The 24095-nt window shown below is 41.7% G+C and carries 19 protein-coding genes and 2 pseudogenes; 6 read left to right on the top strand and 15 right to left on the bottom strand.

What is annotated here, in order from left to right:
• Positions 1-332 precede the first annotated feature (332 nt).
• From JMX95_RS12625 to JMX95_RS12615, 3 genes are all read right to left on the bottom strand, one after another.
• On the bottom strand, positions 333-1823 hold the full coding sequence (locus JMX95_RS12625; protein ID WP_201560992.1) for a CoA-acylating methylmalonate-semialdehyde dehydrogenase: 1491 nt from the start codon (positions 1821-1823) through the stop codon (positions 333-335).
• Between the two features lie 61 nt (positions 1824-1884).
• Positions 1885-3075, bottom strand: a complete 1191-nt coding sequence (locus JMX95_RS12620; RefSeq protein WP_201560991.1) for an iron-containing alcohol dehydrogenase — start codon at positions 3073-3075, stop codon at positions 1885-1887.
• Between the two features lie 43 nt (positions 3076-3118).
• Positions 3119-4510, bottom strand: a complete 1392-nt coding sequence (locus JMX95_RS12615) for a GntP family permease (protein ID WP_201560990.1) — start codon at positions 4508-4510, stop codon at positions 3119-3121.
• 181 nt (positions 4511-4691) lie between these two features.
• Here JMX95_RS12615 and JMX95_RS12610 point away from each other — a divergent pair, with 181 nt between their 5' ends.
• The 3 genes and pseudogenes from JMX95_RS12610 to JMX95_RS12600 all read left to right on the top strand — a co-directional run bounded on the left by JMX95_RS12610 (position 4692) and on the right by JMX95_RS12600 (position 8917).
• Entirely contained in the window at positions 4692-5462 is a 771-nt protein-coding gene (locus tag JMX95_RS12610) for an IclR family transcriptional regulator (RefSeq protein WP_174660670.1), read from the top strand.
• Positions 5463-6061: 599 nt separating this feature from the next.
• Positions 6062-7645, top strand: coding sequence for a Fic family protein (locus tag JMX95_RS12605; RefSeq protein WP_201560989.1), 1584 nt, complete (start codon positions 6062-6064; stop codon positions 7643-7645).
• Positions 7646-8035: 390 nt separating this feature from the next.
• Positions 8036-8917: pseudogene (locus JMX95_RS12600) on the top strand (IS982 family transposase).
• 116 nt (positions 8918-9033) lie between these two features.
• On the opposite strand, the gene JMX95_RS12595 reads toward JMX95_RS12600, so the two are convergent.
• From JMX95_RS12595 to JMX95_RS12540, 12 genes are all read right to left on the bottom strand, one after another.
• Positions 9034-10323 (bottom strand): hypothetical protein, encoded by a 1290-nt coding sequence (locus tag JMX95_RS12595; protein WP_201560988.1) that lies wholly within the window; start codon positions 10321-10323, stop codon positions 9034-9036.
• A gap of 97 nt (positions 10324-10420) precedes the next feature.
• On the bottom strand, positions 10421-11290 hold the full coding sequence (tatC, locus tag JMX95_RS12590) for a twin-arginine translocase subunit TatC (protein WP_011959994.1): 870 nt from the start codon (positions 11288-11290) through the stop codon (positions 10421-10423).
• Positions 11287-11673 carry a Sec-independent protein translocase protein TatB gene (gene tatB, locus JMX95_RS12585; RefSeq protein WP_011959993.1) on the bottom strand — a complete coding sequence of 129 codons (387 nt, stop codon included), beginning with the start codon at positions 11671-11673 and terminating at the stop codon, positions 11287-11289. The genes tatC and tatB overlap by 4 nt, the downstream gene beginning before the upstream one ends.
• A 55-nt stretch (positions 11674-11728) precedes the next feature.
• The gene (gene tatA / locus JMX95_RS12580; protein ID WP_011959992.1) at positions 11729-12013 is read right to left on the bottom strand and encodes a Sec-independent protein translocase subunit TatA; all 285 of its coding nucleotides are present in this window, start codon (positions 12011-12013) and stop codon (positions 11729-11731) included.
• Positions 12014-12093: 80 nt separating this feature from the next.
• Positions 12094-14712, bottom strand: coding sequence for a copper-transporting P-type ATPase (locus JMX95_RS12575; protein WP_109592633.1), 2619 nt, complete (start codon positions 14710-14712; stop codon positions 12094-12096).
• Positions 14713-15287: 575 nt separating this feature from the next.
• A complete protein-coding gene (locus tag JMX95_RS12570; protein WP_060492335.1) occupies positions 15288-15782 on the bottom strand; it encodes a DUF305 domain-containing protein in 495 nt (164 codons plus the stop codon).
• A 27-nt stretch (positions 15783-15809) separates the two neighbouring features.
• On the bottom strand, positions 15810-16994 hold the full coding sequence (locus tag JMX95_RS12565; protein WP_201560987.1) for a copper resistance protein B: 1185 nt from the start codon (positions 16992-16994) through the stop codon (positions 15810-15812).
• A 31-nt stretch (positions 16995-17025) separates the two neighbouring features.
• A complete protein-coding gene (locus JMX95_RS12560; protein ID WP_045448091.1) occupies positions 17026-18732 on the bottom strand; it encodes a copper resistance system multicopper oxidase in 1707 nt (568 codons plus the stop codon).
• A gap of 94 nt (positions 18733-18826) precedes the next feature.
• A complete protein-coding gene (locus JMX95_RS12555) occupies positions 18827-19465 on the bottom strand; it encodes a DUF411 domain-containing protein (RefSeq protein ID WP_011959987.1) in 639 nt (212 codons plus the stop codon).
• A 165-nt stretch (positions 19466-19630) separates the two neighbouring features.
• Positions 19631-20254 carry a c-type cytochrome gene (locus JMX95_RS12550; RefSeq protein ID WP_045448094.1) on the bottom strand — a complete coding sequence of 208 codons (624 nt, stop codon included), beginning with the start codon at positions 20252-20254 and terminating at the stop codon, positions 19631-19633.
• Between the two features lie 61 nt (positions 20255-20315).
• Positions 20316-20588 (bottom strand): hypothetical protein, encoded by a 273-nt coding sequence (locus JMX95_RS12545; protein ID WP_011959985.1) that lies wholly within the window; start codon positions 20586-20588, stop codon positions 20316-20318.
• A gap of 133 nt (positions 20589-20721) precedes the next feature.
• Positions 20722-21048: a hypothetical protein gene (locus JMX95_RS12540; RefSeq protein WP_011959984.1), complete on the bottom strand. Its 327-nt coding sequence runs from the start codon at positions 21046-21048 to the stop codon at positions 20722-20724.
• 325 nt (positions 21049-21373) lie between these two features.
• Here JMX95_RS12540 and JMX95_RS12535 point away from each other — a divergent pair, with 325 nt between their 5' ends.
• From JMX95_RS12535 to JMX95_RS12525, 3 genes and pseudogenes are all read left to right on the top strand, one after another.
• Complete coding sequence (locus JMX95_RS12535) at positions 21374-22120, top strand: heavy metal response regulator transcription factor (protein WP_045448100.1); 747 nt, start codon at positions 21374-21376, stop codon at positions 22118-22120.
• Entirely contained in the window at positions 22110-23582 is a 1473-nt protein-coding gene (locus JMX95_RS12530; protein WP_201560986.1) for an ATP-binding protein, read from the top strand. Before JMX95_RS12535 ends, JMX95_RS12530 begins: the two co-directional genes overlap by 11 nt.
• 119 nt (positions 23583-23701) lie before the next feature.
• Positions 23702-23881 (top strand): annotated as a pseudogene (locus tag JMX95_RS12525) (hypothetical protein); the annotation flags it as partial.
• Positions 23882-24095 lie beyond the last annotated feature (214 nt).

Raw genomic sequence — 24095 nt, 5'->3', positions numbered from 1 at the left:
ATGGCACCATAAGCAAATTATTAAATGAGAATTCTTCAGATATGTTTATGCAGGTATGTTTTTAAGAGTATATTTAAAAGAATACTAGTAATAAGCAATCAAGCCTGATATCAGATTAGCAGTGGGTACTGTAACAGCACAATCTGTAAAGATTTTAGTCTTGCATATTTTTCAACTTGAAAACCACCGTCTCAATTAAAGAGCGGTGGTTGATTAGAATATTATCTAGAGGCTTAAGCGCTTGTACTTTATATTTCGCCCATGTAAGAGGTCCTGTTTCTATTTAAACTTGTATTAGTGGACTTTCGAACTGAGATTAATATAGACGAGCTTTATGTTGGCATAGAAAACTGCTTCTCTTCTCGTATTGCTGCACTAGGCCAACGCTGAGTAACAGTTTTTCGGCGAGTAAAAAATCTTACACCGTCTGGACCATACATAAATAGATCTCCGAACAATGAGCGCTTCCAACCTCCAAAGCTTTGTGATGCTACTGGCACTGGTAATGGGATATTTACCCCAACCATGCCGACTTGGATATTATCAACGAAATAGCGAGCCGCTTCTCCATCTCTGGTATAAATACACGTTCCATTACCATACTCATGTTCATTTATAAGCTCTATAGCTTCTTCCATTGTCTGAACACGCATAATTTGAAGTACTGGACCAAAAATTTCTGCATCATAACTGTCCATCTCTTTTGTCACATTGTCTATCAGAGTAGGACCAACGAAAAACCCTTTCTCATGACCTGCTGGTGCCGCATTAGAACCATCAATGATTACTTTTGCTCCTTGGTTTGCAGCACTTTTGATATGCTCCAAAATTTTAGTTTTATGAGCCTGAGTAATGACAGGGCCAAAATCATTTTCTTTGTCCGAATAAGCACCTAGTTTTAGTTGCTGTATTGCCGGCTGCAATGCTTCAACCATTTTATCAGCAATATCATCACCTACTGCTACCGCAACAGATAAAGCCATACAACGTTCGCCTGACGAGCCAAATGCAGCCCCTAATAGAGAAGTGACCACATTATCTAGGTCCGCATCAGGCATGACGATTGCATGATTTTTTGCCCCGCCTAGAGCTTGACATCTTTTACCTTGGGCTGTTGCTGTAGTGTAGATATACTCAGCAATTGGAGTAGATCCTACAAAACTTATAGCTTCAATATCTGAATGATGTAATAGAGCATCAACCGCCTCTTTACCTCCGTTAACGACGTTAAGAACACCATCAGGTAAACCCGCCTCTTTTAAAAGTTTTGCGATAAACAGCGATGCACTTGGATCACGTTCAGATGGCTTTAGAATAAAGGTGTTTCCACAGACGATAGCCATAGGAAACATCCAAAGAGGAACCATAACAGGAAAATTAAATGGGGTGATGCCAGCCACTACTCCTAGTGGATGAAACTCACTCCAAGAATCAATATCTGGACCCGCATTACGACTATGTTCGCCTTTTAATAACTCTGGTGCACCACAAGCATATTCAACGTTTTCGATACCGCGTTGTAATTCACCGGCGGCATCATGCGAAATTTTTCCATGCTCTTCGCCAATTAGCCTGCAAATTTCATCAGCATTTTTTTCTAATAGCTCTTTGAATTTGAACATGACTCTAGCGCGTTTCATCGGTGGCGTTTTACGCCATGCTGGAAAGGCCGCTTTTGCAGCGATAACCGCTTCATCAATAGTTTTAGAACTACCTAAAGCAACCTGTTTACTTACTTCACCAGTAGAAGGGTTATAAATAGGTTGTGTTTGGCTCGCTTCATTAATTTCCTGACCATTAATAAAATGTCCGATAGTTTGCATAATATATATTCCTTTTATAGCATTTAGTTTATACGTAGATTAAAAGTAAGCTTTAGTTTTATTAGCTTGTCGAAACATCATCTGAGCTACTTTCTGCCCATAACAATGTATAAAGTTGAACCATTTCTTCCAAACTCGGTATTCGGGGGTTGTTGTTAGGTGAACCAGAGGAAAATGCTTGTTCACACATGGTATTTATTAGCGCATCAAAATCAATTTTTTGAATCCCAAATTGTTCCAATGTAGGCACTTTGAGCTCGATATTGAGATTTTTCAGATACGTAATCAAATTTATATTCGCTTGATTATCAGTATCATCAAAGCTCGCCACTCCTAATGCTCGTGCACAATCTGCATATCGTTCTGGAGTGCCTGATATGCCAAATTCAGTAATAGTTGGCAATAGCATCGCATTTGATAAACCATGCGGTACGTGAAAAAAAGCGCCAATCGGTCTGCTCATTCCATGCACCAAAGCCACCGATGAATTACAGAATGCAATACCAGCTAACGTAGAACCTAACATCATGGCTTCACGAGCATCCTCATCTTCGCCATTATGATAGGCCTTTTGTAGATTGGGCCCAATCAAACGTAATGCAGCTAAAGCCTGTTGATCACTATAAGCGTTACGTTTTTGACTGACATAAGCCTCTATAGCGTGAGTCATTGCATCAATGCCAGTATCAGCAGTGGTTCGAGGAGGCACACTCATAGTAAGGCTATAATCAATAATGGCGGCTATAGGCATAAATCCCATACCAACGCATAACAACTTTTCGTTATTTGTTTCATCAGTAATAATAGTAAATCGAGTAACCTCTGACCCTGTTCCGGCTGTAGTAGGTATCGCAATAATAGGTAAACCTGCTTCATTTACTTGACGAGGAAATTTATAGTCATTAATGACGCCACCAAATTTCCCTAAAATTGAAATTGCTTTTGCGCTATCTATAGGACTCCCGCCACCTAAGGCAATCAAACCATCATATTCTTGGTGCCGTACCTGCTGCACCCCTGACTCAATAGAGCTTTCAGTAGGCTCAGGCATAGTATCTGAGAATACATCAGCTGTAATCTGAACCTCTTTTAAAATGGTTTGTAGTTTATCCACATAACCCAGTTTAACCATCATCTCATCCGTAATGATGAGAGGCTTTTTGATACCTAAGCTATCTAATATCGTCGGCAGCTTTTGACATGCATCGCGGCCTACCTCCATGATTCTTGGTAGAAGAATACTATGTGACATATTTACCTATCCTTGTGTTGATCACTATGTGTTTAATACTGTGCTAAAACGAGCCTATTAATGTACCTAAGGTAATGACTGCTATGAGTGCAAGCACAGGTACCGCAACAGCTACCACAAAGATATCTTTATAAGACTCTCTATGAGTGAGCTGACAAATTACGAGTAGAGTTATAACTGCACCATTGTGCGGAAGAGCATCTAAACCACCTGATGCTATAGAAGCTACACGATGCATTAACTCAGGATTAATACCAAATTGAGAAGCTAACTGAAGATAGTTGTCCCCCATGGTATTGAGAGCAATACTTAGTCCACCAGACGCTGAGCCAGTAATACCCGCCATAACGTTTACGAAAACAGCCTCTGAAATTAGAGGGTTCTCCGGAGACAAACCTAATAAGAATTCTTTTACGATGATAAACCCGGTTAAAGTAGCGATAACCGATCCATATCCAACTTCAGATGCCGTGTTAAAAATTGGTAGCAATGACCCTAGCGCACCCTCACTGAGCGATTCTTTTAGGTCCTTCCAACGCTTCCAATTGAGCAGAATCATCGCTCCGCAAGACACTACCAAAGCTATAACAATAGCCCAAATACCAAGAACTTTAGATAGAGGAACAGCGCCAAACTCTTCAGTTGCTAGATAGCTGTTATCCATACTAGGTAATAGCCATTTTGTGCAAATGAAATTAATCAATATGACTAAGATGATTGGTAATAACGCTACAAGTAATGAAGGCTTGGCGCTATGATCGACTACCGCTAACTTATCATGATGATGTTGACCATAACCCTCTCCTGCATTTAGAGCTGTTTTAGTACGATAATTAAGCCAAATCATTCCGCCTACTAACATGATCAAGCCACCAATAGCACCAAGACCAGGGGCAGCAAAAGAATCTGTTTTGAAAAATGGCATAGGAATGGCATTTTGAATTGCCGGTGTCCCTGGTAAAGCGGTCATCGTGAAGGTCAAAGCACCCAAGGCGATAGCACCAGGAATAAGTCTTTTAGGGATGTTCAATTCGCGAAATAAAGCAGCAGCGATTGGGTATACAGCAAAGCCCACTACAAACAATGACACACCGCCGTACGTTAAAATCGCACAGGCCATGACGATAGATAAAACAGCTTGCTTCTTACCGAGTTTAGTGACGAGTGACTCTGAGATGCTAAGTGCGGAACCTGAATCATCCATCAACTTACCAAATATAGCGCCTAGTAGAAAAAGCGGGAAGAAGCTGATGATGTATCCACCCAGACCTTTCATAAATACTTGCGTATAGACGCCTAGCATCGTATTAGCCTCACCACTTAAAAGCACAGCAAGCATTGCTAGCAAAGGCGCTAACAAAATCACGCTATGACCACGGTAGGCCAAATACATTAATAACCCTAACGACATCAAAATGGGCAATAAACTTATCATATGCACTCCCTGTGCTATATATACATAAAATCCATTTTATTATTTTCATATAACGATAAAATTTATATCGTTATGTGAAAATAACAGAATATTTTTATAATGACAAGTCTTAAATCATTAAATATTATCGTTATAATGATTAGAAACATTAGAAGTCATATGGTTAGGGAGTGACAAAGATATGAGTAATACTAAAAAGAAGGGCTCAAGTGTTGAGCGGGTTTTGCAGATTGTGGAAATTCTGGCGAGATCGCAAAGACCAATGAGCGTTAGCGACTTAGCAGATACATTGGATGTACCTATACCTAGTATGTACAGGTTATTAGATCAGCTACAAAATATCGGGTTTGTACAATTGGACTTGCCTGGGAAGGTGACCTCTGGGAAAAGAACCTATAAGTTAGCTATGGACCTATTACAGAATAATCATTTTAAAATTGAAAGACTTGCAATATTACAGCAGCTTTCAGCACAAATAGGAGAAACCGTAGGCATTGCAATTATGAAAGACCTAGATGTAGTTTATGTAGATCGCGTTTTATCTGATTGGCCACTTCAAATATATCTGCCAGTAGGAACTCATGTACCGATTTGGGCAAGTGCAAGTGGGAAGTTATTCTTATCACAACTATCCAATGCAAAATGCGAACGTATCATTAATAAAATATCGATACATGCATTAACTACCAATACGCAAACAGATAAAAAGCAATTGATGCAGACTATTTCTAAGACACGGGATACTAGAGTAGGGATAGACAACGAAGAGTTTATTCCAGGCATGGTTGCTTGTGCTGTACTCATTCCTAATGATGAAAATAAAACGTTTGCTACAGTATTCACCCATGGTCCAACTGTAAGAAAAACTTTGGATGAGCTATTAGAATATGTACCTATTATGCGAGAAGCTGCTCTCGAGCTATCCGTTACTTTTAATCAGGACTATGAATAAATTATTAGCAATGTTTATTATTTATGATACCCGTCAACTCACCTTGACCTAAGCGAATAATTTTATAGAAACTAATTTGGGATATATTAATCAGACAGTACGAGGAATTACTATTCGTGGCAACAAACGTCAGTAATTGAAAATGGTATATTTTAGGTATACACCACTTAAGCCAGTCAAATAGACCGCTTAAAATAGACTGGATACAGTCGAACATGAAATGGTAAATTAACTATCCATTATTTATAGTAATAAGTGAACTTGCCAATTTAAGAATAGGTGGCCATTTGTTTAGGAATATTTAATTCTTTATTTTTATTTGTAAACAGCTGATATATAAGGCTTTACACGCGAGGCAAGCAGACTTTGTTTACAGAATAGGCACTCTGTTACTACGTAGCTGTGTTAAAAGAGGGGTATTTACCACCTTCAATTTCGATCAATTATGCCCACTTAAAACGCCCCTCGATCTTTATCTAAAGACATCACAGCGTCATATAAAAATCGATTTAATGCATTGAGGCTTCATTATAATCATTATATTGCATTCATAATCGCTTTTCTGCAAAATGGCTTATCTATAATCGCTTGAGCCACTCATGATGAACACCCCTACCTCAGACCCTATTGGCGCAGCATGGCTTATCCGTCATGCAAGCATCGAGCTGGTTGCCCCTTTATATGTCAGCAGTAGTATCGGTGGGCGCAGACAAACCTATAAAGACGGTGACGTCATTCATAACGCTTATCAGGAAACCGCGCGTCCACTGGACACAATCATTGCGCACTTACAATTTCACATGCGTCATGAAGTACTGAGTTTAGAGTTACTGACTCGTCTGTTTGAGCAGATAGGGGCTAATGACGTACAAGCATGGGTAAACGCTGAGCCCACAGGCAGCTATGCCCGTAGAATGGCTTTTTTGTATGAATGGCTCATGGGTCAGCAGTTAGCAGTACCGAGTAATTTAGGCGGTAACTATGTGGACGCTTTAGATGCTAAGAAGCAGGTTACTTCAAGCCCTGCGCATGTCATAAAGAATGCTCGTTGGCGTATCAATGACAATCTTGCAGGAACCCGTCATTTCTGTCCTCAACTGGTGAAAACAGAGGCATTTACGCAAGCCGCTGCACTCGATATTGCCACAATGGTTGACAAGCTGAACGATGAATTTGGGCAAGACTTACTGATGCGTGCCTCCGTATGGATGACATTACGAGAGAGTAAAGCCAGTTTTACTATAGAAGGTGAAGGGAAAGAGTTAAAACGTATTGAACGTTTCGCCGATGTAATGGCACGGCGTACCGGCAAGGGCGATATTCCGCTTGATCCTGAGTCGCTAGCAGAGTTGCAACAAGACATATTGGGTAGTAAAACTATTATTCAGCAGTACGGCATCCGTCAATCACCAGTTTTTGTGTCGCACACTCAGGTGAATGGCTTTAAAGAAATTGTGCATTATATTGCTCCACCAGCTGATGACATTGCTAACAAGCTAGCAGGGTTACAGGTATTTATGGAAAAGACTGAGGGACAATCAGCACTGATGCGTAGTGCTGTTGTCTCCTTTGCCTTTGTGTATATTCATCCATTAGCGGATGGCAATGGCCGCGTACATCGCTTTTTAATTAATGATGTCCTCAGACGAGACCACGTCATTTATGAGCCGATTATCTTACCTATATCGCAAGCCATCGCTGAGCATCCCTCAGACCGTCATGCCTATGATAAAATTTTAGACCGTGTATCCGTGCCACTTATGGAGCAAATCCGTGATCATTACAGCTTTGATAAACAAGCGATTACTTACCCTGATGGTATTCGCTCAAACTTAAATTTTGAAGACAGTCACCTTATTCAACCGGCATGGCGCTTTATGGACCTGACGCCTCATGTTCAGTACTTATCAGGACTGATTGCGCATGTTATTGAAAAAGAGATGCATAACGAGTCACAGTACCTAAGACAACATGACCATGCACGACTGGCGATAAAAGAGATTATTGAGATGCCCAACAGCTATGCCGATAGAATCATTCGCAGCATGCTACAAAATAAAGGTGCTAAAAGTAATAAGCTACTTAAGGATTATCCGTTTTTGGCAAATGAGGCAGTTTGGGATGACATTTTTGCTGTCGTTGTAGAAACCTTTAAAGATGAGACAGATGATTTGAATAGGTAGGGGAAACCCTGCTATACGCAGGGAAGCCTACTTTGATAATCAATCTGGTATAAATATCATCGTTGCGATGATGATTCGGCTATAAGAGATTCGGCTGAAATACCATAGCCTAAAACGTAATCAATATTTTTCTTGACCCTATTTACGCTAATAAACTACTTAAAACAGACTGTATAAAAGGAACTGCTGATAACAGACCATTGTAATTTGACAAGCCTTGATACAGATAGTCAAAATGATTTTGAGTATTTGAGTATTTGAGTATTACTTCGCTTCTTTAGTTATGATAACCCCAGTTCGGGATAAGCGCTCAAAAAAAAGATAAAAAAAGAAGTCCAAAGTTGCTAAAGTAAGTTTACCAAGACAAACTTCACAACAAGGACTTCTTACATGGACAACCTAACCGAACTATACTGCCATATTGACGACTTTTATTAGCAATTCAAACCTGAGTTTGACGCTCATTTAATCGCAACGGGCCGTCAACGGCTAAGAGCATGCTAGATAAGTGTAGCAGAGATTATGACTATCTTGGTACTGTTTCATCAACTGCGTTATCGACAGTTTAAGGCGTTTTACTACCATCACATGCTTGGCATGATGAAACGGGAGTTTCCAAATCTGCCGAGCTACTCGCGATTTATAGAGCTAGTGCCGCGCAGTATCATGCCACTGTGCAGCTACTTGCAAAGTATGATGGGCGACTGTACGGGTATCAGCTATATTGATTCAACCAAGATAGCAGTTTGTCATAACAAGCGTATCTACCGTCACAAAGTCTTTGAAGGACTTGCAACCCGAGGCAAAAGCAGCATGGGCTGGTTCTATGGCTTTAAGCTGCATGCCATTATCAATCATAAGGGCGAGCTTGTATCTGTTAAAGTCACTGCGGGTAATACCGATGACAGAGTGCCTGTTAAGGATATGGCAACGTCTGTGTTTGGCAAGGTGTTTGGTGATAGAGGATACATCAGTAAAGCACTAAACGCGTGGCTCACAAAACACAGTGATACCACGTTGATAACCAAACTTCGGCGTAATATGAAACCCCAATTACTTGAGCCGATGGATGAGGCGCTACTCAATCATCGCTCTTTGGTTGAAACGGTGTTTGGAGAGCTTAAAAACTTGTGCCAAATCGAACACTCACGCCATCGTAGTGTCACGGGGTTTATCACAAACTTGCTGTCAGGTTTAATTGCTTATTGCTGGTTTCCCTATAAACCCACCATCAAAAACATGCCTCAGCAGAGACAGGCAGCCACATTGTAAATAGTATCAATGAGTTACAATGTGGCTTATCCCGAACTGGGGTTAGGTAAGAAGAATATTGAATTAGTTAACCGGACTTATAACAGCCTAATGCCATCTAAATAAGACCTAGACGATCACACCTGAAAGACAGGCGCGAATCCACCGCCTGGCGTACGGAAGTTAGTCACCTGACCTTGATACACACGCGCAGCAGGTAGTAACAGTTTTCCGCCATACGTATAAAGACGTATATCTACCTTTCTTGTTGTTACGATGTCATCAATTTTGAGTGATCTCTCTCCTGCAGGGACAAAGGTCTGTGCGATATAATCTTCATCCAGAATGTTTTCGAAGACGCGTCGAGTCAGTTTGCTACCGCGATAAACGCCTTTGCTTCCATGACCAGCAACTGGCTTAAAAAACAGTTGCCGCCGAGTAAGCCACAACTCTGCTGCATCGTCTCTTGATACAATCTTAGTCCTCGGTACAGACCTTTCGAGGCACTCCACTGCAGCCTCATCCAGACCCCAAGAGCGCAATATTTGGGAGTCTGATAGCAATGTCAGGTTTTGCTTATTGGCCAACATAGCATGTACGCGGGGATTGGGTGTCACTACCACAGCACCCTCTAAATAAGCCTGCTTAAGCAATACATGGTCAGGGTCCTCAAATGCAAAGTCGACAAGCCGATTGTAAATCATATCGATTTTCTGGCCATGGGCTGTTAACGTACCGTCGATATACTCGAGTTCAGAGGGATCAAGTATCACAGTATCAATACCTCTAGCTTGGAGCAGTTGACAGGCTAACTCAAACTCTAAGAACATGAACTGACTCTCGGGGTCATTGTCCACAATGGCTATCCGATTGGGCATAGCAACAGCGGACTGTCGCTGCCATTCCTGTTTGAACATGTCAAACACTGCTTCCTCGAACCTATCTAGCATTTGATTGGTTGCAGCGCTTTGCTCTGAGGGGTTGCAACAGCGTTTTTGTGCGCGAGCGAGCAACACATTCAGAAATGCGCCACCGGCATTAGTATTGACCTCGATGAGCTGAGGTCCATCGCTACCCAAGTGAAAGTCATAACCCATGAGGGCCCCTATTGGGCCTGGGTCGAAAGCAGCTATTTCTGGTGCCCACGACAGCACTTGCTCTTGATACAATGGCAGTTCGGCAGCTGACTCGATAGCCCTGACGATTCGCTCCATCGCCTCTATCTCTGTTTTGGGAACGAACACGGGTGTTGCTGAAAAAAGCTTATTAAGCTCGTTCGCTCTTATTGGATTGTTTCTAGTTTCTACCAATTGATCTTGAAGGCTTGTATTAAGCGCTTTACGATCAAGGGTAATGCAGTAGCACTCTTGGTTAAGTCGATTTGCAAGACCGTCATTTTTTTCGTTGTTATTAGTTGGGTGTTCCATTTAGAGTCCGTCGCTAAGTAGAGTACTCACGCTGACATACTCTAGTAAAAAGTAAAAAGTAAAAAGTAAAAAAGGTTCTTGGCGTATTTAAGTAGTGCTAGCTACTTTCTAATGTTTCATTCCCTGAGACTAAATCATTATTTCGTTCATTTTTAATTAATATCTTTGCTAAGAGTAAACCCAGCTCAAATAATAGCCACATAGGAATCGCCAACAACAGCATTGATACACCATCAGGCGGTGTCACTACCGCGGCGATCCCAAAACAGCCGACTATGATATAACGACGCTTATCTTCTAAAATTTGAGTAGAAACGATTCCGGCCATTATCAGCAATAAGGTAACCACTGGAATCTCAAAAGTCAGTCCAAACACCATAAATAGCTTGAGGGCAAAGCTCAGATAACTGTCAATATCGGTCATTGGTATAACGTTCTGCGGAGCGAACATAATAAAAAATTTCAATACCCCTTTGAGTACGACAAAGTAGGAAAAAGCAACACCAGCATAAAATAGAAATATCGAAGATAGCAGTACAGGAATGGCAATTTTCTTCTCTTTTTTATATAAGCCGGAAGCTACAAATGACCAAATTTGATACAGGATATAAGGCATTGCTAAAAATGCGGCGACGAATATCGTTAAGCGAATGGGTGCCATAAAGTTTGACGTTATATCAGTGGCAATCATGGTCGAATTGATGGGTAACTGCGCCACTAATGGGTCTGATAAAAGATTATAAAGCTCGCGTGAAAATCCCACCAATACTAAGAATATAATTAAGACGACCACGCATATTCTTATTAAGTGCGTACGCAGCTCGATTAAATGTCCGGTAATAGGCATATCGCCAAGCGTACCTAATGTATCTCCAGACTCACTATTCTGTGTTGTATCTGTTGGCGCCTCAAACTCTATATCTGTTATTTTTTCTTGTCGACTTTTTTGCCGTTTAAATAGGCTCACTGATCCGCCTCCTGTTTAATGAACGAGGAGGTAGTATTCTGTTGATGGTCTTTAGCATAAGGGGTGATTGACTGATGTGAAGCGTCTAGGCTTTGGTTCTGTGACTGCTCAAACTTTTGCATACTGCCACGCATTTCTGCTAATTCGCGCTTCATATCCGACTCGGTCTGACGGATTTTCGCAAGTTCATTTTGCATTTGTTGACGTGTTTCAGCTAGATCAAGCTCAGCTTCTATTTCAGATTGTAGAGTGGATACTGTACGGCGCAGTTTGGCATACCATTGCCCAGCGGTACGTGCGGCTTGCGGCAGTTTTTCTGGGCCCAATACGATTAAAGCAATGACGCCAAACAAGAGTAATTCGGAAAACCCAATATCAAACATAACAGTCACATATATTAATAGACTACTTAGTGCCGCTATTTATAAGCGGCGCGCTTCATACTTTAGGCTGGTCATCAGTGGAAATAGGGCTGATTTCCATATCATCAGCCTGATTACCTACACGCGTATTTAAATCATTACTTGCAGCTGGCGTACTATTTTCATGGCTAAGCACATGATTTTTGCGAGCATTCTCGGGTTCTTCATCTTTGACCGCTTCTTTAAAACCCTTCACCGCACCGCCTAAATCTTTACCTGCATTTTTAAGCTTGGCAGTACCAAATACGACCACCACTACGACCAATAAAATCAGCCAATGTGTAATAGAAAAGCTGCCCATAACGGTATCCTTATATTTTGTGATCTTGTTTAGACCAGTATGTGTCAGTGTGCTTTAGAACACTTTTTACCGTACCAGAATTATAGTTTCAAACGGCGCAATCGCAGCGCGTTAGCAATCACCGAGAATGACGACAAGCTCATCGCTGCCGCTGCTATCATCGGACTGAGCAGAAGCCCAAATATGGGATAGAGCACACCTGCGGCAATAGGAACACCAAGTGCATTGTAGATAAAGGCAAAAAACAGATTCTGTCTGATATTGCGCATGGTGGCGTGGCTAAGCTTATAAGCTTTGGCAATGCCCATTAAATCACCTTTTAGCAGGGTAATGCCCGCACTCTCCATCGCCACATCGGTACCGGTTCCCATAGCGATACCAACATTAGCTTGCGCTAGCGCTGGTGCGTCGTTGATACCATCACCCGCCATAGCGACCAATTTACCGCTGTCTTGCATTTCTTTGACGATACGGTTTTTATCCTCTGGTGAGACATCCGCATGAACTTCATCAATACCTAGTTTATTGGCGACTGCCTGCGCGGTTTTTTCGTTGTCACCGGTTAGCATCACAACTTTTAAACCTGCGTCATGAAGCAGTGAAATAGCCTCTTTAGTGCTTGGTTTAATAGGGTCAGCAACTGAAATAATACCAGCAGCTTTACCGTCTATAGCCACAAACATTACCGTTTCACCGTCTTTTCTACGGACATCAGCTTTAGTGGACAGCTCATTATCAAAACTATTTAGGCTTTCCATAAGCTTAGAGTTACCAATAGCGACTTTCTTACCATCGACCACGGCTTGTACGCCTTCGCCAGTAGTCGAATTAAAGTCAGTAGCTTTAGGAATAATGAGTGATCTTTCTTGAGCTGCTCTAACGATAGCTTCTGCTAAAGGATGCTCGCTAGCGCTTTCTACTGAGGCTACCAATGCGAGGAACTCGTCTTCATCTTGACCTACCTGCGCATCAATTGCGGTAAGCTCGGGCTTACCAGCGGTCAGTGTTCCGGTCTTGTCGACGACAATGGTATCGACTTTTTCCATACTCTCTAACGCTTCAGCATTTTTGATGAGGACGCCGTTTTGCGCGCCTTTACCAGTACCGACCATAATAGACATAGGTGTCGCCAGACCAAGGGCACAAGGACAGGCAATAATCAGTACCGCGATAGCGTTAACCAAAGCATAGGCCATAGCCGGCTCAGGGCCAAAGATTGCCCAGACAATAAAGGTTATGATAGAGCTGACAATAACAATAGGTACGAACCAACCCGCCACTTGATCTACCAAGCGCTGGATAGGCGCGCGGCTACGCTGAGCTTCGGCAACCATTTGTACAATTTTGGATAATACCGAATCTGCTCCAACATTGACCGCTTCGACCAATAGCGTTCCGGTGCCATTTACCGTACCACCAGTCACTGTATCTCCTGCTACTTTTGATACAGGGATTGGCTCACCCGTCACCATTGATTCATCAACATTACTATTACCATCGATCACTGTACCATCTACGGGTAGTTTCTCACCTGGTTTAACCCGTAGCTTATCGCCAGTGACGACCTCATCAAGCGAGACTTCGACTTCTTCACCGTTTTCATCGACACGTCTTGCGGTTGGTGGTGCGAGCTCAAGCAAAGCTCTAATCGCACCTGAAGTTTGACTTCTAGCTTTGAGCTCTAATACTTGACCCAGTAGCACCAAGGTCACAATGACCGCTGCCGCTTCATAGTAGACTCCGACTTGACCAGAGGCATCTCTGAAACTGTCTGGGAAAATATCGGGAAAAAAGGTCGCGACAATACTAAAAATATAAGCAGCGCCTACGCCTATCGCAATCAAGGTAAACATATTTAGATTGCGGCTTTTTATAGACTGCCAGCCACGGACGAAAAACGGGGCGGCGCCCCAAAGCACTACAGGGGTCGCGAGCACTAACTCAGCCCATTGTAAGATCTTTGAGGAGATACCATACTGACTAAAATTAACTACGTTTAAGTCAAACATACCGCTCATCACATATATTAATAGCGGTACAGTCAACACGGTACATATCCAAAAACGACGAGTCATGTCGTCAAGCTCTGAGGTGTCCTCTTCACCGATAGTAAGCGTTTCGGGCTCAAGCGCCATACCACATATCGGACAACCGCTATTTCTAACGTCTCTCACTTCAGGATGCATAGGACAGGTATATACCGTGCCATCGTAATCAGCAGGTACTTTATCGTATTTACCGCCTTTAACAGATTTTACTCCGCTACTATCAGTATCCTTTCCATGACAGCTAGCGTGACTATCATCTTTAGCAACTTCGTCTTCAGGTTTAAGAAACATGCCACATATTGGGCAGTCACTTTTTTCAACATCTCTTACTTCTGGATGCATAGGACAAATATAGACCGTACCGCTATAATTTTCCGGTATCTTGTCGTACTTATCGTCTTCGACAGAATTTACCTCATTACTATTATTAGCATCCGCTCCATGACAATGCGCATGACTATCTTCATGGTTGTTGGATTCAGCAACCTCGTCTTCAGGTTTAAGAAACATGCCGCATATCGGACAATCGCTCTTTTCAGTATCTCTAACCTCAGGATGCATAGGACAAATATAGACCGTACCGCTATAATTTTCTGGTACTTTATCGTACTGACCACCTTTGATAGATTTTTCATCGGCAATATGTTTCATAAAACCACTCCTTGAAGACAATAAATATTTATAATAAGTACAACTCTTAAAGCACTATCATCAATCCTCGATTGCTATTCATCTAATCATTAATCTAAAAACCTCTAAAAAATAATTTCTATACTTTTCAATTGGAATTTAGTTTTTATCACGCAAATACTTGAGCAGTGCCATGATTGTTAGTACTAGTACTGCGAAAAATAGTAGCGCAAACAACAAGCAGAGAGCCATCCAACCCCAACCCATGCCTTCCATCATAGTATTTCTCCAAGACTCATAGCACTCATATTGACAGTGGTGGGCGAGCGTATACTTTTAGATGCTTACTATCACTCAAGAATAGCAATCGACAGATATTGAACATTTCGATATAGGAATAAGAGGTTTTGAAATAAGAACAGTAAAACAAAGAGCAGTTACTGCAGTTGAAGGGGTAGGTAAAAAATCACATTAATTATCTGTGCAATCTGTCCTTTTAAGGTAAAGGTACCAGCGAAGACTATAGCGCTGATACCAGGTATCACCATTTTTTCATAATCAATTTCTTAGCTTGCCATACCTCTATATATAGCCGTCTATTCGAGCTCTTCAATAAGCGCTTGCATCTCAGCGATTTCACGCTTTTGCGCTTTAATAATATCGTCAGCGAGCTGTTGTACTCTAGGGTCTTCAATATCTGCTCTTGAGCTCGTCAAAATGGCAATCGAGTGATGAGGTATCATGGCTTGCATCCAATCGACTTGATCAACCGTTGCTTGGGAACGCACACCCCAAATACCTACAGCAAACATTACTACACTTATTCCATAAACCAGTAGATTTACCTTGGTCTTCTTATACATATTACCCATAAAGGCCAGCATAATGACGGCCATACCGGCACCCATGTAGAGCGCCATATAAGCTCGGGTCTCACTAAAATAAACATGATCCAATTGATAGGTATTAAAATACATCATGATAAACATTACAATCGTAGACGTCAGAATCATCAAAGTGAACTTCACATAAGGATTCATGCCCTGTTGATGGCTTTGATGATTCATGCTGTTTTGATCAGAAGTATTCATAATATATCTCCTATAATTTTGACAATGTTAGAACCAGAATTTAACACCGGCAGTCAAACTACTGCTATCAACCGATTCATTTTCTTGACGCCGCTGGTCACGCGCACTGCCAAGAGCCGTCTCATAGCTCACACCGACGTAAGGTGCCAGTTGACGACCTAAGGTTTCATAAGTCAGTCTAACTTCAGTCTCTAATTCATTGAATCCCTTGGTGATATGATTGTCAATATCGTCTTTACTAAAAGCTGACAGACCAACTTCCGGTATCACAACCCAGTGCTGACTCAAACGCCATTCATATTCTGCACCAAGATCAAGCCTAACTTGACCATCGGTGTAGAGATATGCTCTAGCATCTGTTTCAATAAAGTAAGGCATTGTGCCGACAATACCGGCCATAATGGCAGGCTTATCATTCTTGGTATCATAGGCGACCCCTGCTTCGCCATTCCAAAAAATACTTAGCGGCTTCCAGTAAGACAATGAGGTCAGACTATCAATGTCTTTCTCATCTTTGGTCTGAACACTACCTTCACTACGTAAAGATAGACGGCGCTCATCTAGGCCATACCAAGCACTAACCTCATAATTAATCTGATCGTCATCAAACTGATAGCCTAAATCGTCTACAGAAACGCCCCATAATGGCATATCACCCATCATCATAGGCTGACCATAGCGTCCATAGGGAACACCGTTTGAATAGTCAGGACTGCGAGCATCAGCTGGAGCTTTACCACCTTGCATACCTGACATATCCATACTGCCATGGTCCATACCTGACATATCCATACTGCCATGGTCCATACCTGACATATCCATACTGCCATGGTCCATGCCTGACATATCCATACTGCCATGGTCCATGCCTGACATATCCATACTGCCATGGTCCATGCCTGACATATCCATGCCACTGTGATCCATATCCGACATGTCCATACCAGACATATCCATTTTGCTATGATCCATATCCGACATGCCCATACCAGACATATCCATTTTGCTGTGATCCATATCCGACATGTCCATACCAGACATATCCATTTTGCTATGATCCATATCCGACATGTCCATACTACTATGGTCCATATCTGACATAGTCATGTCTTTTTTAGCAGTGGCAGGGTCAGCAGCATTAGCAAATGATGATGCTAGTAATACCAATGATGATACCCCAGCGAACCGTAAACCCACTTTATGTATTTTCATCTCATCTCTCACCTATCAACCAAAGATTTGCTTAAACGACCGCCACTTCTCTGAACATACCGGCTTCCATATGATAGAGCAGATGACAATGCCATGCCCATCGACCAGCTTCTCCTGTGACATCAAAGCTAATTTTTTGAGCTGGTTGCACCATCATAGTATGCTTACGCACCTGAAACTCACCGTTAGGCATGCGCAAATCGCTCCACATCCCATGTAAATGCATCGGATGATTCATCATCGTGTCATTGACTAAGGTAATACGCACGCGCTCACCCGGCTTGATATTGACCGGCGTGGCCTCACTGAACTTAACCCCATCAAACGCCCAAATATAGCGCTCCATGTTACCGGTTAAATGTAGCTCGATCTCTCGGGTAGGCTTGCGCTGCTCCGCAAATATTGCCTCATCGACAGAGCGTAGCTGACTATAATTCAATACCTCTCTATTAATATTGCGCAGGTTGATACCTGGATCGTCAAGGTTCATACGTGGACTGTCCACACGCATATCAGACTTAAAGTCATATTCTGTTTTAGCGTGCTTAGCTTTATAACCATTAGCACCCATAGCACCCATCATATCTGCCATGGTGAGCCATTCAATTTTGTCCATAGCAGGCGTTGCCGCACGAGCACCTTCTTTGGTGGCAAGCGTTGCTGCGACATAGCCCGAACGGTCTATGTTTTGGGCAAATATGGTATGCGCATCTTTGGTCGGGGTGACAATGACATCATAGGTCTCAGCCACGCCAATACGAAAATCATCAATAGCGACTGGTGCGACATCATTACCATCCGTTGAGACGACTGTCATTTTAAGACCGGGTATGCGTACATCAAAGATGGTTTGCGCTGAGGCATTGATAAAGCGTAATTTAACGCGCTGTCCTGCTTTGACGATTTGCGCCCAATTAGCTGCGGTCGTTTTGCCATTGATAAGGTAGGTAAATGTGTTTTCACCCGACAAGTCCGTAAAATCAGTGGGCATCATGCGCATCTGATTCCACATTTTGCGCTTATCAAACGCGGTTTTCATATCCGTTTCGGCAATATCAGCAAGCAGTTTTTTGAAGTCTGGTAGATGGTAGTTGTCAAAGTCGGCGCGCTGTTTGAGCAGCTTCAAGAGATTATGCGGGTTGCGGCTGGTCCAATCACTAAGCACGATCACATGGTCTTCGTCGATAGGATGACGCTCACGCCCTTTAGGTTCAATCACAATGGCACCCAGCATACCGGTTTGTTCTTGGAACCCACTGTGTGAGTGATACCAATAAGTGCCTGATTGTTTTAATTTGAATTTATAAGTAAAGGTGCTGTTCGCAGGAATGCCATCAAAGCTAATGCCCGGCACCCCATCCATCTCAAACGGTACTAGTAGTCCATGCCAATGGATAGAGGTTGATTCATCCATCTGATTATGAACACGTATCACCACCGTATCGCCTTCACGCATTTTTAGCGTCGGTGCTGGTAGTGAATCATTGATGAGCGTCGCCATGCTCTTTTTGCCGTTCACAATAGCGGACTGTTTACTGACGTATAAATCAAACTCTTTCCCTGTCAATACAGGTACTTTATGAACGTTTTGATCACTATTAATAGTAGCGCCCTGACTGCCTGAGCGACTCGATTGTCCCAATGCGCTACTAGCAATAGTCGGCATCAAGGAGGCACCAAGGACAGCAGAGGATCCGGTTAAAAAACGTCGGCGGTTCAGTATGTTCTTTTTATTCATAATGATAACCTGATTTAATTTGAGAGATGGTGGTTAAGCTTATAGTTATAATATTTTCGATATTTAACAGAATCTATTCACATCTAAGCCAACACTACAGCTGCTGCTGAGGAGACTCAATAGCAGCATAGACTTCTGTGGTGCCGTCTTTATTAAGCTGCATTACCTTATAAGGCATGAATTTACCTTCATACTCCATACCGGGGCTACCAACCGGCATACTCGGTACGGCAAGTCCAATAGCTTGTGCAGGAGGATTTGCTAAGAATTCAGCCATGTGTTTAGCAGGGACATGCCCTTCAAAGACAAAACCGTCGGTGGTAACGGTGGTATGACAAGAGCGCATTTGCTGTGGTACGCCATAACGCTCCTTAAATAAGGATAGATCTTCCACATCGTGCGTGGTTGCACTTAATCCATTGTTTTTTGCATAGCCTACCCATTCTTTACAGCAGCCGCAGTTGGCATCTTTATAAACCGTGGCTGAGACGTTTTTGAGTAATGATGACGAGCTGTTAACGGGAGCATTTGTAGGAGCAGAACTTTCATTTTGTACTTGTGCATTCTGGGTAGCGGACTGTTCAACCTTTACTGGTTGAGAATCAGAGCCACTGGTATTAGATTGGCTGCAAGCGGCTAGCGTTAACGAGAGTGACGATGTCACCACCAATAAAAGGACACGACCGGATAACCAGCTATGTCCATTAGAAAGCACATGTGTGTAATGTCTCATTAAATTACTCCTAAACGTCTATTGTTATGCTCGATATTCTAAAAACTTACACCCTATATTTGAATTCTTATGTACTTAACTAAAAACATTAAATGCAGCACTGTTCAGTACTGCATTATTAATAGCGACAACCGTGAGTTAGGAGGCTTTCATATCTAGAAAGTATTAATGCTGCATTCCAGATCCATCATCCGACATATTCATACCCATATCACCACCATCTGACATATTCATATCACCGTCAAATGACATGTCCATCATATCGCCATCTATCCTAGTGGTTAGCATCGTGTATTGGCTTTCATCTAATTCAGGTAACGATCTAATGAAGGCTACCATTGCCCACATTCTACCGTCATCATGGGACGCGCCCCACGCAGGCATTCCAGATGCCATAATACCGTGCTTGATTGCCCAAAAGCTTTGCTTTGCACCGTCTTCTGTTTGATAACGTTTGACAATATCAGCCTTGGTAAAGTTGGGCGGCTTTGGATATAAGCTCTCACTAAAGTCAGTTTGTGCCACTCCCGGAGACAAGTGACAGCCTGCACACATATCCTTATAGTCCGCGCCACCAGAACTGATTAGCTCAACCTTCTCTAAATCTGGTACCACAATATCTTTACTGGCATTTTCTATGGAACGATTGCGAGCAGTTTCTAAAAAGCTAAACATCATTGGGCTATGCTCTTGGTCAGCTCCCACATTGACAACGCCACTAGTAACAACCGCAAACACGCTAACGATTGCCACAAATACGGTAAAGAGCGCACCCAATAAAAATTTCATATGTTTTCCTAAAAATTTATTTCCGTTAAGTGTTGACTGCTATTTAACAGAGCTAAAATTTTTAAGATTTACTGTCGTTAGTAACGCAGTGTTTTTGGTACATTTGCTTCATTTTACCCATGTTAGCCATCATCGCTTTCATGGCAGGATCGCTCATGTCCATCTTGCTATGATCCATTTTTCCCATCATATCCATATGCTTTTGCATTTTTTCACAGTTCATTTGATCTTTTTCAGCATGCATTTTAGGGTCATGCGCCATAGCTGAGGTCGATACGACAAGAGCGATGGCCGTCATTGCGATTGATTTAGACAGTAATTTAAATTGTGACATGATTAATTCCTATTGTTTGGATTAAAGGCTATTGAGTTCAATAGCTGTTAAACCAGCCTAAATGATACATCATTCATTCTGACTGGCAGATGACGTTAAGATTACAATGCTGTCATTCTCACTGCTTTAGATTTTAATGCGCGATATATTCATTTAATATGGCTTCAGCATTTCTATCACGATCGCTACCATATTTTTTTACAAAATACTTTTCAGACTGCAAATGTTGATCTTGATGTTGAACCTGACAAGCCACTCTGGCGTCGACATAACTTTTCTTTTGCTCTTTGGACATTTGTGCATCATTATGATCTGCGTTTCTTGCAAAACTAGTGAGCGCATCACAATTACCGAGAACAGAAGCATCTAAGTTTGTGGTATGCGCATTGGCCGCTGACATGCCCACTAACATCGATACTGAAAGCAAAGCTGCTTTTTTTAATGAACTATAATTTTTCATATAAGACCCTTTAAAGATAAATAACAAACTGTTTAAGTAGGATAATTGCTTTACTCGTAGAGGCAGTCTGTATCAGAGACAAGCCAATATGCGGCGTTGATTTAGAATACTAAATGGTGGCTGACAGCTAGATGACACGGATATTACATGTTCGTTAGGAACAGCATAATATTGTCATCTTCTTGTCATTAAAACCAAATACCAGCATCTGTCTCTATCCAAAGAACACTGTTATAACAAGGGTTCCTGATAAATATATGGCTGATAAGCTAACAATGTTAGTGATACGCTGTTGACAACTATAATGATATAAAGGTAAGCAACGATGAAAGTACTGTTAGTAGAAGATGAGAAAAACCTTGGAGAATATATTAAGAAAGGCTTAACTGAGGCCGGTTTCATCGTGGATCATCACATGACAGGTTTAGATGGCTATCATGCGTTAATGACTGAAGATTTTAGTGTGGTTTTGATGGATGTCATGCTACCTGACGTCAGTGGCTTTGAGTTGGTACAGCGCTACCGAGCTGCTGGAAAGCATACGCCAGTTTTATTTTTAACGGCTAAAGATGATTTAAGCGATCGGATCAAAGGTATTGAAATTGGTGGCGATGATTATCTGACCAAGCCTTTTGCTTTTGCTGAACTGATTGTTAGAATAAAAAGCCTATTGCGCCGTGCCAATCAATCTGATTATAAAAGCTCGGTCATACACATAGCTGATCTGAAAATGGATATTGCCAAACGCACCGTTCATAGAGGCAACACTAATATAAAATTGACTGCTAAAGAGTTTGCTTTATTACAACTTTTCTTAGAACGTCAAGGTGAGGTACTGCCGCGCACTGTGATCGCCTCGCAAGTATGGGATATAAACTTTGAGAGTGATACGAATGTCATTGACGTGGCTATAAGGCGCTTGCGGATAAAAATTGATGATGGATTTGATATAAAGCTGATTCATACGGTACGCGGAATGGGCTACAAGTTAGAGCCACTGGCTGTCGACGTGGATAGTGGCATGGGCGACGATAGTATTAATAAAGACAGTCTGACATCAAATGAGACATAAATCTAAGAATCGGCGTTGGTCACTGTTATGGCGAACTATTTTTTTACTGACATTGTTCGTTATTATCTCTCAGGTTATTATCTACGCATGGGTTCAGCGCTCTGTGAGTGGACACTTTGAGCAAATGGACTCAGAAATCCTTACTCATGCAGCTTTTAACCTGCGCAAACGTATGGTTAGTTTGGAAGATCACATAGAACTATTCACAGTATCAAAGTCGCAAGCGCTAATTGATGCCAATCATCTACATTCTTCTTGGCTGGATTATGATTTAAAAACCTTAGTATCAGATAAAAATGGCAAATTATTATCCAGCGATCCCAGTAATTTCATCAATGATCTACCGGCAGATTTTAGCTTGTTACAACTATTGCAGGACTATCGCGATCAGCAGTTTATGATCAAGATAAATAATAGGCATTACCGAGCCATTATCATTACACATCAAGAGGTTTTGGCATTTATTGCTCTACCTATCGATGTGCATAATCAATATCTTATCCAGTTTAATCGCCAGCTGAGCTTGATACTTATCGCCATTACCTTATTATTGGTTTCAGTAGCAGCACTAAGTGTACACTGGGGTTTTGCTCCCCTAGCTACTATCGTACAAAAGATGAAAGGCATTAATCTTCAAAGGTTAGATGAAAGAATTGTGGTTGGCGATATGCCGTTAGAATTACGTCCACTAACGGAGTCTTATAATTCTATGATGGTCAAGCTTGAAAGTAACTTTGAATCATTATCACGGTTTTCAGACAATATCGCCCATGAGCTACGTACGCCAATAGCGACGCTGAGTACGCAAACGCAAGTCATGTTAACTAAGCCAAGAGAAAGCGACGAATACATTGAGCAATTGCATCATCAGCATGATACGTTAAAGCAGTTATCCGCCATGATTAACGATATGTTATTACTGGCAAAAACTCAAAAAGAGCTGAGTGATTCGCAAATCAGTCATGTCGATATAGAGAGCTTGATCACAAAGCTTATAGATTATTATGAGATGATTGCTGAGGATCGTGAGATAATCTTTGAAAAATCGGGTGATTTTAAAACAGTACTAGGTGATAAAGGCTTATTGCAACGGCTGTTTGCCAACCTGATGTCAAATGCGATTTATTATGCGGCTAGTAATAGCACTATTATGATATCCGCTACTGTCCTCACTTCAAGCACCTCGCTTAATGCGCCAAAAGACGATATTCAATCCCCAGAGCAGCTCTGGTTAAGAATAACTATGACCAACCGTCTAGACAAACCATTAAATCAGATTGAAGCCGATAAACTGTTTGAGCGATTCTATCGTCATGATAAAACGAATACGATGCATTCAGGAACAGGCTTAGGCTTATCTATTGTGCAAGCTATCGCCAATGCTCATAATGGCAAAGTTAGTATTACTATCAAAGATGAGTGTCTTTTTGAGGTTGCTGTAAAGTTGTTGATTGCCAGGTAGTAAATACCTTCATACTGTCTATGAACGAGCCTTTCCTAAATTTCGTGTAAGTACTTCTACAATCTAAATGATAGTTACACACTTTTTAGGAAAGGCTCGACAATGCAAGAGCTAATCTTAGCATGGGAAATACATCAAAATTTTTAATTCCTATACCTCCTCTAGCTGAACAACACCGTATCGTTGCTAAAGTCGATGAACTAATGGCTATTTGCGATCAGTTAAAAGTTAAGCTACAGCAGTCTCAAGAGACACAGGTTCAGCTTACCGATGCGTTGATTGATAGGGCTTTAGGGTGAGTTTTAATGTTGGAGCAATCACGTTTTATATGCCTTAGTACAACTAAAAGAAATAAACAAGACCTTCTATTAGCAGTGATATTTTAAAATCAGGTATAATAACCTTGTATGTATAACCCATATTGTGCAGAATTAAAAGTGCACAATGCTATTATAGCTGTTAAGGCTATGTTATTAGGCGTCTTGTGCATAAATTAGGGGTTATAATATTCCT

It is taken from the genome of Psychrobacter sp. NC44, assembly GCF_904846655.1.
GTDB lineage: Bacteria > Pseudomonadota > Gammaproteobacteria > Pseudomonadales > Moraxellaceae > Psychrobacter.
This window is presented reverse-complemented; position numbering and strand designations above follow the sequence as displayed.

Coding starts and splice junctions, on each gene's coding strand:
- JMX95_RS12625 (WP_201560992.1), bottom strand. CDS start 1,823: ATGCAAACTATCGGACATTTTATTAATGGTCAGGAAATTAATGAAGCG.
- JMX95_RS12620 (WP_201560991.1), bottom strand. CDS start 3,075: ATGTCACATAGTATTCTTCTACCAAGAATCATGGAGGTAGGCCGCGAT.
- JMX95_RS12615 (WP_201560990.1), bottom strand. CDS start 4,510: ATGATAAGTTTATTGCCCATTTTGATGTCGTTAGGGTTATTAATGTAT.
- JMX95_RS12610 (WP_174660670.1), top strand. CDS start 4,692: ATGAGTAATACTAAAAAGAAGGGCTCAAGTGTTGAGCGGGTTTTGCAG.
- JMX95_RS12605 (WP_201560989.1), top strand. CDS start 6,062: ATGATGAACACCCCTACCTCAGACCCTATTGGCGCAGCATGGCTTATC.
- JMX95_RS12595 (WP_201560988.1), bottom strand. CDS start 10,323: ATGGAACACCCAACTAATAACAACGAAAAAAATGACGGTCTTGCAAAT.
- tatB (WP_011959993.1), bottom strand. CDS start 11,673: ATGTTTGATATTGGGTTTTCCGAATTACTCTTGTTTGGCGTCATTGCT.
- tatA (WP_011959992.1), bottom strand. CDS start 12,013: ATGGGCAGCTTTTCTATTACACATTGGCTGATTTTATTGGTCGTAGTG.
- JMX95_RS12575 (WP_109592633.1), bottom strand. CDS start 14,712: ATGAAACATATTGCCGATGAAAAATCTATCAAAGGTGGTCAGTACGAT.
- JMX95_RS12570 (WP_060492335.1), bottom strand. CDS start 15,782: ATGAATACTTCTGATCAAAACAGCATGAATCATCAAAGCCATCAACAG.
- JMX95_RS12565 (WP_201560987.1), bottom strand. CDS start 16,994: ATGAAAATACATAAAGTGGGTTTACGGTTCGCTGGGGTATCATCATTG.
- JMX95_RS12560 (WP_045448091.1), bottom strand. CDS start 18,732: ATGAATAAAAAGAACATACTGAACCGCCGACGTTTTTTAACCGGATCC.
- JMX95_RS12555 (WP_011959987.1), bottom strand. CDS start 19,465: ATGAGACATTACACACATGTGCTTTCTAATGGACATAGCTGGTTATCC.
- JMX95_RS12550 (WP_045448094.1), bottom strand. CDS start 20,254: ATGAAATTTTTATTGGGTGCGCTCTTTACCGTATTTGTGGCAATCGTT.
- JMX95_RS12545 (WP_011959985.1), bottom strand. CDS start 20,588: ATGTCACAATTTAAATTACTGTCTAAATCAATCGCAATGACGGCCATC.
- JMX95_RS12540 (WP_011959984.1), bottom strand. CDS start 21,048: ATGAAAAATTATAGTTCATTAAAAAAAGCAGCTTTGCTTTCAGTATCG.
- JMX95_RS12535 (WP_045448100.1), top strand. CDS start 21,374: ATGAAAGTACTGTTAGTAGAAGATGAGAAAAACCTTGGAGAATATATT.
- JMX95_RS12530 (WP_201560986.1), top strand. CDS start 22,110: ATGAGACATAAATCTAAGAATCGGCGTTGGTCACTGTTATGGCGAACT.